Annotated in this window: 12 protein-coding genes; 7 read left to right on the forward strand and 5 right to left on the reverse strand. The window is 58.6% G+C overall.

The features are described from left to right. Positions 1 to 35 precede the first annotated feature (35 nt). The gene (locus AC13Q5_RS19370) at positions 36 to 1,889 is read left to right on the forward strand and encodes an ABC transporter ATP-binding protein (protein ID WP_488502812.1); all 1,854 of its coding nucleotides are present in this window, start codon (positions 36 to 38) and stop codon (positions 1,887 to 1,889) included. Between the two features lie 421 nt (positions 1,890 to 2,310). Further along, a complete protein-coding gene (locus AC13Q5_RS19375) occupies positions 2,311 to 2,736 on the forward strand; it encodes a DoxX family protein (RefSeq protein WP_488503030.1) in 426 nt (141 codons plus the stop codon). A 326-nt stretch (positions 2,737 to 3,062) separates the two neighbouring features. Here AC13Q5_RS19375 and AC13Q5_RS19380 read toward each other — a convergent pair whose 3' ends face one another. Both AC13Q5_RS19380 and AC13Q5_RS19385 read right to left on the reverse strand, forming a co-directional pair. Continuing rightward, complete coding sequence (locus AC13Q5_RS19380) at positions 3,063 to 3,497, reverse strand: hypothetical protein (RefSeq protein ID WP_488502813.1); 435 nt, start codon at positions 3,495 to 3,497, stop codon at positions 3,063 to 3,065. Between the two features lie 118 nt (positions 3,498 to 3,615). Further along, positions 3,616 to 4,488, reverse strand: a complete 873-nt coding sequence (locus AC13Q5_RS19385; RefSeq protein WP_488502814.1) for an ornithine carbamoyltransferase — start codon at positions 4,486 to 4,488, stop codon at positions 3,616 to 3,618. Positions 4,489 to 4,975: 487 nt separating this feature from the next. Here AC13Q5_RS19385 and AC13Q5_RS19390 point away from each other — a divergent pair, with 487 nt between their 5' ends. From AC13Q5_RS19390 to AC13Q5_RS19400, 3 genes are all read left to right on the forward strand, one after another. After that, positions 4,976 to 6,142, forward strand: coding sequence for a GGDEF domain-containing protein (locus AC13Q5_RS19390; RefSeq protein WP_488502815.1), 1,167 nt, complete (start codon positions 4,976 to 4,978; stop codon positions 6,140 to 6,142). Between the two features lie 259 nt (positions 6,143 to 6,401). Beyond that, complete coding sequence (locus tag AC13Q5_RS19395; RefSeq protein WP_075852837.1) at positions 6,402 to 7,103, forward strand: GntR family transcriptional regulator; 702 nt, start codon at positions 6,402 to 6,404, stop codon at positions 7,101 to 7,103. A 123-nt stretch (positions 7,104 to 7,226) separates the two neighbouring features. After that, positions 7,227 to 8,189, forward strand: coding sequence for a dihydrodipicolinate synthase family protein (locus AC13Q5_RS19400; RefSeq protein ID WP_488502816.1), 963 nt, complete (start codon positions 7,227 to 7,229; stop codon positions 8,187 to 8,189). A 93-nt stretch (positions 8,190 to 8,282) separates the two neighbouring features. Here AC13Q5_RS19400 and AC13Q5_RS19405 read toward each other — a convergent pair whose 3' ends face one another. After that, positions 8,283 to 9,320: an Ldh family oxidoreductase gene (locus tag AC13Q5_RS19405; protein ID WP_488502817.1), complete on the reverse strand. Its 1,038-nt coding sequence runs from the start codon at positions 9,318 to 9,320 to the stop codon at positions 8,283 to 8,285. A 131-nt stretch (positions 9,321 to 9,451) separates the two neighbouring features. On the opposite strand from AC13Q5_RS19405, the gene AC13Q5_RS19410 reads away from it, so the two are divergent. Beyond that, on the forward strand, positions 9,452 to 9,778 hold the full coding sequence (locus AC13Q5_RS19410; protein ID WP_488502818.1) for a hypothetical protein: 327 nt from the start codon (positions 9,452 to 9,454) through the stop codon (positions 9,776 to 9,778). Continuing rightward, positions 9,778 to 11,019, forward strand: a complete 1,242-nt coding sequence (locus AC13Q5_RS19415) for an NAD(P)/FAD-dependent oxidoreductase (RefSeq protein WP_488502819.1) — start codon at positions 9,778 to 9,780, stop codon at positions 11,017 to 11,019. The genes AC13Q5_RS19410 and AC13Q5_RS19415 overlap by 1 nt, the downstream gene beginning before the upstream one ends. 111 nt (positions 11,020 to 11,130) lie before the next feature. Here the strand turns inward: AC13Q5_RS19415 and AC13Q5_RS19420 are convergent, their stop codons facing one another. Continuing rightward, positions 11,131 to 11,415: a hypothetical protein gene (locus AC13Q5_RS19420; RefSeq protein ID WP_488502820.1), complete on the reverse strand. Its 285-nt coding sequence runs from the start codon at positions 11,413 to 11,415 to the stop codon at positions 11,131 to 11,133. Then, a complete protein-coding gene (locus tag AC13Q5_RS19425) occupies positions 11,415 to 12,212 on the reverse strand; it encodes a DUF899 domain-containing protein (protein WP_488502821.1) in 798 nt (265 codons plus the stop codon). Before AC13Q5_RS19425 ends, AC13Q5_RS19420 begins: the two co-directional genes overlap by 1 nt. Positions 12,213 to 12,279 lie beyond the last annotated feature (67 nt).

Here is a 12,279-nt window from a genome sequence, read left to right on the forward strand (position 1 = left end):
CCTCGCCCTCCCATCCATTTAGAGTTCGAGCACCCATGTCAATTTCAGATGCGATCTACCGCCCCTTCGAAAGTCTGATCCAGCCGCTGGACATTCCCTACCGGCCGCTGCCGTCGAAGGGGCCAGTGGCCGTTCTTCTTCACTTCGTTATGATGTTTCGCGGCGTCCTGATCACACTCGCCCTCTGCACCATGGCGATCGAGGCCATGAGCCTGACGATGGTCTGGGGCCTGTCCGTTATCGTCGATGGCGTCACGCAGCAGGGTGCTGCCGCTTTCCTGCATAACGACCGGATGCTGCTGATCTTCCTCGGCCTGATGCTTTTCCCCGTCATCCCGATTGGTTCTTTTCTCGTCAATACGCTCAACTCGCACACGCTCGGCATCGGCATGCCGGCCGCCATTCAATGGCAGGGCCACAGAGCGGTGGAGCGGCAGGACCTCGCCTTCTTCCACGATCTCTATGCCGGCCAGGTCGCTTCGCGCCTGCAACAGGTGGCATCAGCCGTGCAGCAGCAGGTCATCTCGGCCTTCCAGTCCATCCCGCGCTTCATCATGCAGATGGTCGGCTCCGTTGTCCTTCTGAGTGCGCTCTCCTGGCAGCTTGCCCTGCCGACCGTCGTTTGGATCACGCTCAACGTGCTGCTCGCAGTCAGGTTGGCGCCCGTCTTCACCGAGCGCTCACGCCGCTCCGCCAAGCGTCGCAGCCTGATTTCCGGCGCGATCACCGATCTCTACGCCAATATGCAGATGGTCAAGCAATTCGCCGCGGAAGACAGCGAGGCCGGTGCCATCAGAGGCATAATCGGTAAGGCGATCAAGGCGCAGCAGAGCGAGCAGCGCATCTACCGTACTGCTGAGGTCATCGTCGTCGTCCTCAACATGATCCATTGGCTGGCAATCCTGTCGATCGGCTTTACCGGCCTTGTGGATGGCTTTGTCACGATCGGCGAATTCACGGCGGCCGTTTATGTTCTCAACCGCTTCTCCGGTCACACATTTACATTCCTGCAGATGGGCCAGCAGATCTTCCAGGCGATCGGCACGATCAAGGACGCCATGCCGGTCATGACGACGCCGCCCACCATCACCGACCGGTCGGGTGCGCAGGACCTTGCCGTGCCCAGCGGCGAAATCCGTTTCGACAATATCAGCTTTGCGTATAAGACCGGCAAACCCGTCATCGACAATCTCTCGCTGACGATCCACCCCGGTGAGAAGGTCGGCCTGATCGGCCTCTCCGGCGCCGGCAAGACGACGCTCGCCAACCTTCTCCTGCGCTTCTACGACATCAAGGACGGCGCGATCCTGATCGATGGCCAGGATATCCGCGCAGTCACGCAATCCAGCCTGCGCCGCGCCATCGGCGTCATCGCCCAGGATGTCGCGTTGCTGCACCGCTCTGTCGGCGACAATATCCGCTACGGCCGGCCGGACGCGAGCAGTGACGAAATCGAGGCCGTCGCCAAGATGGCGAGTGCGGATACCTTCATTGCAGATCTTGCCGACAGCGAAGATCGCAAGGGTTATGACGCCTTCGTCGGTGACCGCGGCGTTAAGCTGTCCGGCGGCCAGCGCCAGCGCGTCGCCATCGCCCGCGTATTGTTGAAGAATGCGCCAATCCTGGTGCTTGATGAGGCGACCTCCGCCCTCGACAGTGAGTCTGAGGCTGCGATCCAAGACAAGCTAAATCTCGTCATGGAGGGAAAGACGGTAATCGCCATCGCACATCGCCTCTCCACGATTGCCAGGATGGACCGGATAGTTGTGCTCGATCAAGGACGTATCGTGGAGGAAGGCGGACCGGACGAACTGATTGGACAGGACGGTCTGTTTGCTCGTCTGTGGCAACACCAAACCGGTGGCTTTATTCCCGACGAGATTAGCTGACCTAGCCTTTGTCGCAAAATTTCTAATTTATCGCTGGGTGGCCCCGTGAAAGACCACGAAGAGCGAGCCGCACCAAGCCGAGATCCCCGGCCTCACCTGTGCACCCTCAATGGGCCTAGCTATGCACACTTTTATGCTCGTTCGCTGAAATGCTGCCATCGATTTTGCCCCAGGTACCGGATGGAGGGGCAAAAGGGCTGATTTGGAGGCAACGTAACCTCTTTGTGCAGTTCGGTCCTGTCGAGGTTCAGTCCCATTTGGCAGAAAGATGTAAGACCCGGACTTTAGGAAGAGCGTTTTCGACCACTTGCTTCACGCTGCAAGCGATCAGCACCGGCAAATAATTTCTCATCCTTCTTGTCGGGATCACCTTTTGTTGGCCGTCCTTGGGGCATCAACCGCTTCAACCTGGAGGAACATCGTGGAAAACGCTCAATCACTTTGGCAGACTGCCGCCATTCTCATCGCTCGCCTGATTTTCTCCGCCGTCTTCGTGATGGCGGTCTCGTTCAAGTTCATGGATATGGGCGCGACCGCTGGCTATATCGCCGCCGCGGGCTTCCCGTTCCCATTATTCCTGGCTTGGTGTGCCGCCATCCTTGAAGTGCTGCTTGTCGTTGCTTTCCTGACCGGTGCCTTGTTCGTCCCGGCGGCGCTTGCTGCGGCCGTTTACGTCATCTTTCTCGCATTCTCATTCCATGGTCCGGCGCGATGGACCGGCAACCAAGCTGAATGCGGCTTTTTCGTTGATCACTTCACGTTCGTAGCGGGACTGCTCTTCGCCGCTGTACATGGGCCGGGCAGTGTGCTTGCCGCAAAGTGGGCGCCTTGGTCGCACAGGACATGATACAGCCTTGTCATGATCTGGGACTTGCCACACCATTCTCCTTTTAACAGCAGATGGCGAATGTGCCGGCTCGTCGGCGGGCTTGTCGAAGAGCTGCGCGCGTGGAAGGCCGAGGTGCAGAGTTATTGATGCCTCAATTGGACCCACGGCGCTTGCCGTTCGCCCTCCAAATTCAAGTCACGCCATCCAATCTGCCTCACTTACGCAACATCGGATGCGAAGCAGATCGGGGTGGTGTGCGATTCCGCTCGTCCTGAAGCACCTGCGTCATAACAGACGAGATCCATACAGTGTCGGGCATCCATTTGAATGATGCGGTCAGGCCTTCAGGAGCCTTGCGATTGTTCACCCGCAACGGGAGCATGGCTCGTGATGACATAGCGGCCGTTCTTGTCCAGCTCATCGGGATCCACCAGGACGACCGAGGACTCCCCGGTGCTGGAAATCAAAATGAAAGAATAGGGATCCGTTGTCTCGTCATTGGCCACCAGGAGTGATCTCCGCAGTAGCCGTGCTAGTTGGCTGGCCGCTTCAAGAATGGGCGGCGGGTGCAGGTCGCCGGAGTGGTAGATGCTGACGATCTGCGAATAGTCAGCGAAAGATTCCGACGCCACGAGGCATGTTATCGGCATATCCGCAATTTGCATTATGTCGTGGATTACGTCCACGCTGTCAGTATCGATATTGAGTACGGTGGCAATGGAATGCCGCAGAAGATCATCGTCAGCTTGCTTTTCGAGAGAGGCGTCAAACCAGATCATTGCCCGCGGTTCCGGTTTTGAGGATTGTCTCGCGAAGCAACCTCGATAGCTGACGCTCTTCGGTAGATGAGTGCCGCTTTGATGTTCGAAAGCCAATCAGATTGGTGGTCGCCGACAACTAAGAGCTCACCCACTCCATCAACGCATTCTGTGCGTGAAGCAAAAATGCCTTGGCCACCCGACTTTGGCAGGTTGGATGCAGCATGGCATCCGCCGTCAGTTCTCGACTCCTTGTAACCGGTGGGCATGGTAAAAAGATAGTGCCTTGCTTTCCTTTGTTGAGAAGCGAAGCCGACACCCGATACTCAGCCAATTCGCCTTCCTCTGCGTCTGCTGGCCATGAATCGGTAATGATGACGTCCGCATCGAGCAGATGGCGAATGTCCGTGCTGCTTTCAAAATTCGGGTTCAGAAGGTCCGGGTCGGTGACGTGCCAGCGCTCCGGATAGGCCTGAACGACGCGTATCGGCAGCGATCGCGATGCCTCGACCCATGATCTGAGTATATTGGCATCTGGCGCAATTCCGACAACCTTGAGGCCATCAAGGGTTCCCCTTGCGCTCTTGATATAGGCGAGATCACCAAGCGTTTCGCAAGGGTGATTGGTTCTTGTTCGGGCATTGATGACGGGTGTTTCCGCGGCAGAAGCAAGTTCACGCAGCGTATCAAGCTCTTTCGTCCTGACGACAAGAAGATCAAACCAATTATCGAGGTAGCCCGCCAGATCTGCGATGGGTTCGCGAGTGCTGAAGCTAATGGGAGGTTGAGCAGATATGCCGCCCATCGCCTTCGCGCCGAGATCGAAAGCGGTCGTGTTTCGCCATCCCGTGTCGTCGACGATGATGCCGATGCGCTTGCCGAGCAGGGCTTGCGGCATGGTGCGCTCGCGCCAATGCTCTGCAAACTGGCCCGCTCGATCAATAAGCCCAAGGATAACGCCTGGCGGCAAAGCGTGAAACTCGAGAAAATCTCTGGTCGACGTAAAATTCATGACGCTTCCAAGGTTAAGTTCGACAGACCCATTGCAACGATGGCGAGGCCTTCACCCTATGCGGTTTTCGATCCGGGGCAATGGAAACGCGAGCCACAACCTAGCTGCGATGAGGGTAATTCCGACAATTCGACTTCGGGAGGACCCGCCAGAGCGAAGCCGAGCTGCTCTGCGCAGTCTAGCCCACGTGCGCCACCAACACCTAGTAGGGTAGGGTGGCCATCGGCAATGTACTTCTTGTCTACGAGAGTTCTTTCCGCACGGTGTCAGTCGTCACCGTCGCGACCTTAATGCCGGTCCCGGCCTTGGCTGGTTGATTTCGGAGGTGGATCAACGAAGGCTCCGAGCCAATGCGGTGGGCTGCTCTCGGCGAAGACTTATCAGAGATATTGCATTGGCAAGATCTTTAGCAGGCCGGTTGGCAAAATCTTTAGATCGCCCGGAGTATCGAGGCCGCGATGCTTTCTGGTTGCTTTGGTAGTTTTCGATGATGAATGAATTAGATATGCCGACGGTGCTCTTTCTTCAAAAGACGTCCTATATCGCTGGTGCGGTGACTTTGGGTTATTTGAAATACAGCGCGAATGAGAGCCGCGGCGTTGGTCTGCTTGCCTCAAGTTTCGTAATTCTCGCGGCGGCTTCAACATTGGCCGGATATGCCGAAACCTATCCGGCATTCTATGCGCCTCTCAGCCTTATCAATCTCGTTTGCGCCGTGCTTGGATATTCGTTGCTCGGCTCATCTTTCGTGGTGATCAGCGATCCCGACAGAAAGGTGATGTCGGCTCTTGTATTGCTGCCCGGACTGCTAATCTTACTCGTCGGAGCTTTCACCGCATTTCATTTGAACAATACATATCGGGCAGCGACATTCAATTTCCTTGCCTGTGTGATGCTTGCCGGCGCGGCGATCGTCATCTTCAGGGACTCCTTTCGCGAACCGTTGCCGATCAGAAAATTCGTTGCCGCAATATTATCGGCCTGCAGCCTGCTATCGCTGATAATGGCCTTCGAGTTTTCGTTCCATTCTTTCGTCCTTTTTGATGTGGCGAGCGGCTTCCTGCTGATGATCCTTTCCAAGTTTGTGCTGGCGCTGTCGATCGTTATTTTCATAAGCGAGCGCCAACAGGTAAAACTCAGACAAACAGCCGAACGAGATGGCCTGACTGGCCTCTATAATCGTCGCTTCTTCAACGAGAACGTCTCCGGGCGACTTCGGGATGGAGATGCTCTTCTTTATCTCGATATCGACCACTTCAAGCATTTTAACGACCGTTGGGGCCATGCGGCGGGAGATGAAGTTCTCGTTGTCGTCTCGCGAACGATAGAGGCGGTTCTGCCGGCTTCCGCCATTTTCGCGCGGCAGGGAGGAGAAGAGTTCATAGTCTTTCTTCCCTTGAAAGCAGGAAACCCCCTTGTTCAGGCCGAACGCATTCGGGAAGCAGTTCAGCGAACACGATTTCCGGATCTCGGTGCCGATGTGGTGGTGACGACGAGCATTGGCATTTCGAAGGTAAGCCAGAAATCCAGGTCGCTTTCAGAGCTTTGTCGCGAAGCGGATCGGGCTCTCTATCTGGCAAAGGCGGCTGGACGAAACCGGGTCTGTGACGAGAGCAGCAACTTCGTTGCCGAAGGTTACGTTCGCTCGGCGTAATCCCTCGATCAACTCGTTGGAGCATTGCAGCCTGATGGCGTCTTCGAAAGAAGACCTGGAACCGGGGAGGGGCGTTCGAGGGCGGCCGACCTGTCATGTTGCTCGCAGACCGCTACAGAACATGGCGCCCGCATCGAGATTGCCGGATAGGAACGAGGCAAACCTCGATTTTGGCAAAGGCCTGGAATGCCGGGAAGCGGCGTTGATTTAGCTGGCATGGCCCTTTATTTCTCACCTTGAAAGAAGAGGTCAGTTAGCCATGGATAGTGAAGCAAGCCTCCGGAACGAGCGCAAACGCGGGTCCGGCGTGAAGGTGGTCTATGACATCTTGCGGGACGAGATTCTGGATCTGGAGCTGCCGCCGGGCAGCCCTATCGACGAGGTGCAGCTTTCCGAGCGTTTCGGCATGTCGCGCACGCCGATCCGTGAAGCGCTCGTGCGGCTGGCAGGCGAGGGGCTGATTGATACGCTGCCCAACCGCTCGACCATGGTCTCGCAGATCGACTTTCTTAACATGCACAGCTATTTCGATGCGCTGGTCCTGATGTATCGGGTGACAACGCAGCTTGCCGCTAGATATCACCGTCCGGAAGATCTCGAAGGTGTGCGCGCTCTTCAGGCTGATTTCGCCGACGCTGTCGAAGCGCAGGATGCGCTTGCCATGATCTCCACCAACGCGGCTCTGCACCTTGCAATCGCCGAAGCTGGCCGCAATCCATATTTTACCGGCCTTTTCTCGCGGCTGTTGAACGAAGGCAGGCGTCTCCTGCGTCTCTACTATCAATCCTACAACGATCGTCTGCCGCGCCGCTTCGTCGAGGAGCATGATGAAATCATTGCCGCCATCGAGACGCGGGATACGGAACTTGCCGAGCGCCTCGCGCGCGAACATGCCGAGCAGATCGTCGCCCAGATCCAGAAATTGCTGATGCGTGGGGATCGCCTCGACGTCAGCCTGTAGCTTGCATAATTCTTGTCGACAAAATATATACAAGAGTATATCAATGCTGCAAAGACGGTGAGGCGCGGTGGCGGATGTTGCTGGGCTGATTGCCGATCTACCCCGGCCCAAGAGGATAGACAGATGACTGCAAGCATTTTCTCCGGCGTGATCCCCGCCTTGATGACCCCGTGCAAAGCCGACCGGAGCCCCGATTTCGATGCGCTTGTCCGCAAGGGCAAGCAGTTGATCGCCGATGGTATGTCGGCTGTGGTCTATTGCGGCTCGATGGGTGATTGGCCGTTGCTCACCGATGCGCAGCGCATGGAAGGCGTCGAGCGGCTGGCCAAGGCGGGAGTGCCCATCATCGTCGGCACCGGCGCCGTCAACACGGCATCGGCCGTTGCTCATGCGGCCCATGCGCAGAAGGTTGGCGCCAAGGGTCTGATGGTCATCCCCCGTGTGCTTTCGCGCGGCTCGGTGATTGCCGCCCAGAAGGCACATTTCAAGGCGATCCTTGCGGCAGCGCCTGATCTTCCGGCCGTCATCTACAACAGCCCCTATTATGGTTTTGCCACCCGCGCCGACCTCTTCTTCGCGCTGCGTGCCGAACACGCCAATCTCGTTGGTTTCAAGGAATTCGGCGGCCCGGCCGACATGCGCTATGCCGCCGAAAACATCACCAGCCGCGATGATGACGTGACGCTGATGATCGGCGTCGACACGGCCGTGTTCCACGGCTTCGTCAATTGCGGCGCGACCGGCGCCATCACCGGCATCGGCAACGTCCTGCCAAAGGAAGTCATCCATCTCTGCAACCTCGCGCAGGCTGCGGCCAAGGGCGACGTCGATGCACGCCAGCGCGCGCTCGAACTCGAGCAGGCACTCGCCGTCCTCTCCTCTTTCGACGAAGGCCCGGATCTGGTTCTCTTCTTCAAGCATATGATGGTGCTGAAGGGGGATAAGGAATATGAACTGCACTTCAATGAAAGCGACGTCCTGAACGACAGCCAGCGCGGTTATGTCGAAGCTCAGTTCAAGCTGTTCAATAGCTGGTATGCCGAGTGGAGCAAGCTTCCCGGCGCCGTAGAAAAATACAAGGCCTAAGCTCTTACGATCGCTTATGCTCAAGATGCGAGAGGCCCTGCGGGGCCTCTCTTCTATTACATTACGTTAGTATTTACTTACGTTTTGGATCGTTCAGACCACGGCATCGAGGCCAAGTTCCTGCAGGCGGTCGAGCTGGCGGATTTCCTCTGTGGTCAGCGGGATACCATCCTTTTCCGCACGAGCGCGAGCGGCGAAGCGACGCTGCGAGGGCAGGCGCGCGCCTTGGCCGACAATCGCTTCGAACAACACTTCGGCGCGAGCGAGCGGATTTCCGGCTCGACCAGCCGCGAAGGCCTCCGGCGAGAAGGCGACGATGAGTTCACCATGCCGTGGCGCGAAGGCGGTGGAGCCGAGATAATCGAGCGCCTCGCGGCTGGTGAAGTCGCCGATCATGATGCCGGCCAGAAGCTCGATCATTGTGCCGATGGCCGAACCCTTATGTCCCCCGAACGGCAGCATCGCACCGGCCAATGCGGCTTCCGGGTCCGTGGTCGGCTGGCCATCGGCATCGATCGCCCAGCCCTCTGGAAGAGGCTTGCCGGCGCGTCGATGCAGTTCGATCTCGCCGCGCGCAGCAACCGACGTCGCGAAGTCGAAAACATAGGGCGGGCTGTCAAGACGCGGCCAACCGAAAGCAAAGGGGTTCGTTCCCAGGAGAGGCGCCGAGCCGCCGGCCGGCGCTACGGTGGAATAGCTCGGGCACATGGCGAAGGCGGCGAGGCCTCGATCCGTCAAAGCTTCCACTTCCGGCCAGAGTGCAGCGAAATGCGTGCAGTCGTTGATGGCAAGTGCGGCGATGCCGAAGCGGCGAGCCCGTTCGGCAAGCGCGGGCACGCCGAGCTCGAAAGCAGCATTGGAAAAACCGCTCCTGGCATCAACGCGGACGATGGCGGAGCCATCGCTTTGTTCAAGAACCGGCACTGCATCCGGCCGTACCTTGCCGGCCTTGACCGCGCGCAACACGCCTTCGATGCGGTAGATGCCGTGGGATTTGCAGGCGTCACGTTCGCCGGCGACGATGACCCGCGCGATTGCTCCGGCCTGCTGCGCATTGATGCCGGCTTTCGAAAGGATCGCTTCGACGCGGCCTCGCAGCGCATCCGGTGTCAGGGTGGTCACGTCGGTCAATTGTGGTTCTCCCATATTATGCTCGCTTGCATCATAGACTTGAAAATTATAAATACAAAAAGAATACAAAAAATCGACATATGAGCCTGTCGCACAGACGACCATGCCGGTGCTTTAGCTGAGGAGGGCCAGTGGATTTATCATCACCCGCAGATATCCGGCCGCCGCAGGCCGAAGAAATGATGGCAAAACAGATCCATGCCGACCTTGCCGAGATGTTTTCGATCCATCCGACAAGAGTGCTTGCCATGTCGCCGGAACATATGTTGTTTGACGAAGCGATATCTGCGCTTGATCTCATGCCGGGAGGAGGGATGACCATGATCTGCCTAGCGCCTAGAACAGTGTTTGTCCGCGATGTCTCGGATCGCATCGCCTATTTCGATCAGGGCGTCATGAGCGAGATCGGCAAACCGGAGCATCCGGAAACACAGAAATCTCTCTCGAGCGTGCATTGATGGCAAGACCTGACGTTATGGTCATTGGGGCCGGTGTCGTTGGCCTTTCCGCAGCGATTGCGGCGCAGTCGCGCGGCTTGAGCGTGGTGGTCGTGGATCGCGAAGGGCCGGCCGCTGGCGCTTCGGCCGGCAATGCCGGCGCTTTCGCCTTCACGGATATCCTGCCGCTGGCGTCTCCCGGCATTTTGAAGAAGGCGCCGAAATGGCTTCTCGATCCGCTTGGACCGCTGTCGGTGCCGCCTGCCTATGCGCTGCAGATCGCGCCATGGATGTTCCGTTTCTGGCGGGCTTGCCAGCCCTCGCGCGTTGCCCGCTCCACGTCGGCGCAGACAAGCCTGATGGATCTGTCCAAGGCGGAGCTGGAGCCCTTTCTCGCCGCCACGGATACGTTCTCCATGCTACGCAAGGAAGGCAATCTCCAGGTCTATGAAAGCGAGGAGGAATTCCAGGCTTCGCTGCCCGGTTGGGAGGTGCGCCGCAATCACGGCATCGAATTCCAGCATCTGAAAGCCGACGAGATGGCGGCGATCCAGCCTGGGCTGGCGTCGCGCTTCACACTCGGCACGTTCACGCCCGGCTGGTATTCCATCGCCGATCCAAAGCTTTACACGCTCGCATTGGCCAACAATTTTCGCAGCCGTGGCGGCGTCATCGAGACGGCGGAAATTTCGGCGCTTCGTGCGATCCCTACTGGGGTCGAGGTGGTGGCTGCGGATGGAAAGCTGCGTCAGGCCGGCAAGGTCGTCCTGGCCGCCGGCGCCTTTTCGCACCGGATTGCCAAAACGCTCGGCGAGCATATCCCGCTCGAAACCGAGCGCGGCTACAACACGACCCTTCCGGCGGATGCTTTCGATCTGCGCACGCAGATAACCTTCGGCGGCCATGGCTTCGTCGTCAGCAAGCTTTCAACCGGTATCCGCGTCGGCGGGGCGGTGGAACTGGGCGGACTGGCCTTAGCCCCCAATTTTCGCCGCTCCGAAGCGATGCTGCTAAAGGCGCGCACTTTCCTGACCGGCCTGAGGCCGGAGGGCGGTGTGCAGTGGATGGGTTTCCGACCATCGTTGCCCGATAGCCTGCCTGCGATCGGCAGCGCCAAGGCGACGCCGGACGTGATCTATGCCTTCGGCCATGGCCATCTCGGCTTGACCCAATCGGCCGGCACGGCGCGTATCGTTGCCGACCTCCTGACAGGACGGAAGCCAGCGATCGATCTGACGGCATTCTCGCCACAACGCTTCTGAAGGAAGCCGCAGGATCACGCTCGCCGATCTATTGTGGCGGACGGCGAAGCGATCCCTCATCTGCCGCCCGCTGTGCGGGCGTATTGCAAGGGCGGCTAATACTGCCGCGACTCAGCTCGACACGCGAGCGTCATGCCCTTCTCTTGCAAGCAGTCTTAACCACGGCCCGCAGTGAAAGAGGCTCATGAGCAGATACATGGGCACCATCCCGCTGAGCATCGGACTGTCCTGCGCCGAGCAGATGATATCGCCGCCCGCGCCATAGGCCGATAGCGCGGTCATGAGGGCGAAGCTTGGCGCCGCTGCCAATGCCAGCCAACGGCTGGCGATGACGGGCAGCGCAGGGCCGGCGGCATGCCCGCCGGCCCTTTCATTGCTTTCGGCTGAGCGAAACATCAGTTTGCTCCATACCGATCGTGATGCCTCCACCACACCCCGGTCTCATTGCGGCCGAGCGGGGCGCGATCGAGCCATTGGTACATGCCCCAGAGGCCGTCGAGCCCACGGGCATAGGACGAGTAGGTATGATAGATGTCACCATCCTGCATGGCGAACGCGCTGACGCCGGGCCGGTCGCGCGTGTAGGTCGCGACATCCGTCCCCGTCATTGACGCCATCAGGTCGACCGGGCCTGCGCTGTCGAGCAGCTCCCATTGCTGCATCGTCTTGCCGGCTTGAGCGTCGGGCATTGGCGGCTCGCGGCGATAGTTGTATTCGATGCTGCCGTCGCGCTGTTCCTCCGGCGTGAACCAGACATTGAAGTCATGGTTGAAATCGCTGTTGGCCGAGGAAGCCCAGTCGAAGGTCCAGCCCATGCGCCGCCTGAATTCCTGCAGCTTCGCGAGCGGCGCGCGGGAAATGGCCGAGAAGGCAACATCGTGATTTTCAAGATGCACCGCGATGCCGTTGAAGCCGTCCGCGATCGACGAGCAGGATGGGCAGCCGGCCGTGTAATCCGGCCCGAACATGAAGTGATAGATGAGAAGTTGCGAGCGGCCCTTGAAGAGGGCCGAGAGCGGAACGACACCCTTCTCGGTTTCGAGCCGATAGTCCTTCTCCACCTTCACCCAGGGCAACTCCTGACGGTGGGCGGCAATCTCGTCGCTGCGCCGCGTCAGTTCCTTTTCCTGTTCCAGCAGGGAAAGCCGTGCCGAAAGCCACTCCTTGCGCGTTCCTGTCTTATGCATCGTCATGGTTCATCTCCTCTTGTCTGTTAGGTCCATCCTTGTCGGCGCTGCATCTTGCCAGCCGATATGCGAT

This window comes from Martinezella sp. CNPSo 3964, assembly GCF_057784375.1.

Excerpts from the sequence above, each read along its gene's own strand:
- AC13Q5_RS19370 (WP_488502812.1), top strand. The coding sequence starts at position 36 with ATGTCAATTTCAGATGCGATCTACCGCCCCTTCGAAAGTCTGATCCAG.
- AC13Q5_RS19380 (WP_488502813.1), bottom strand. The coding sequence starts at position 3,497 with ATGATCTGGTTTGACGCCTCTCTCGAAAAGCAAGCTGACGATGATCTT.
- AC13Q5_RS19385 (WP_488502814.1), bottom strand. The coding sequence starts at position 4,488 with ATGAATTTTACGTCGACCAGAGATTTTCTCGAGTTTCACGCTTTGCCG.
- AC13Q5_RS19390 (WP_488502815.1), top strand. The coding sequence starts at position 4,976 with ATGATGAATGAATTAGATATGCCGACGGTGCTCTTTCTTCAAAAGACG.
- AC13Q5_RS19395 (WP_075852837.1), top strand. The coding sequence starts at position 6,402 with ATGGATAGTGAAGCAAGCCTCCGGAACGAGCGCAAACGCGGGTCCGGC.
- AC13Q5_RS19400 (WP_488502816.1), top strand. The coding sequence starts at position 7,227 with ATGACTGCAAGCATTTTCTCCGGCGTGATCCCCGCCTTGATGACCCCG.
- AC13Q5_RS19415 (WP_488502819.1), top strand. The coding sequence starts at position 9,778 with ATGGCAAGACCTGACGTTATGGTCATTGGGGCCGGTGTCGTTGGCCTT.
- AC13Q5_RS19420 (WP_488502820.1), bottom strand. The coding sequence starts at position 11,415 with ATGTTTCGCTCAGCCGAAAGCAATGAAAGGGCCGGCGGGCATGCCGCC.
- AC13Q5_RS19425 (WP_488502821.1), bottom strand. The coding sequence starts at position 12,212 with ATGACGATGCATAAGACAGGAACGCGCAAGGAGTGGCTTTCGGCACGG.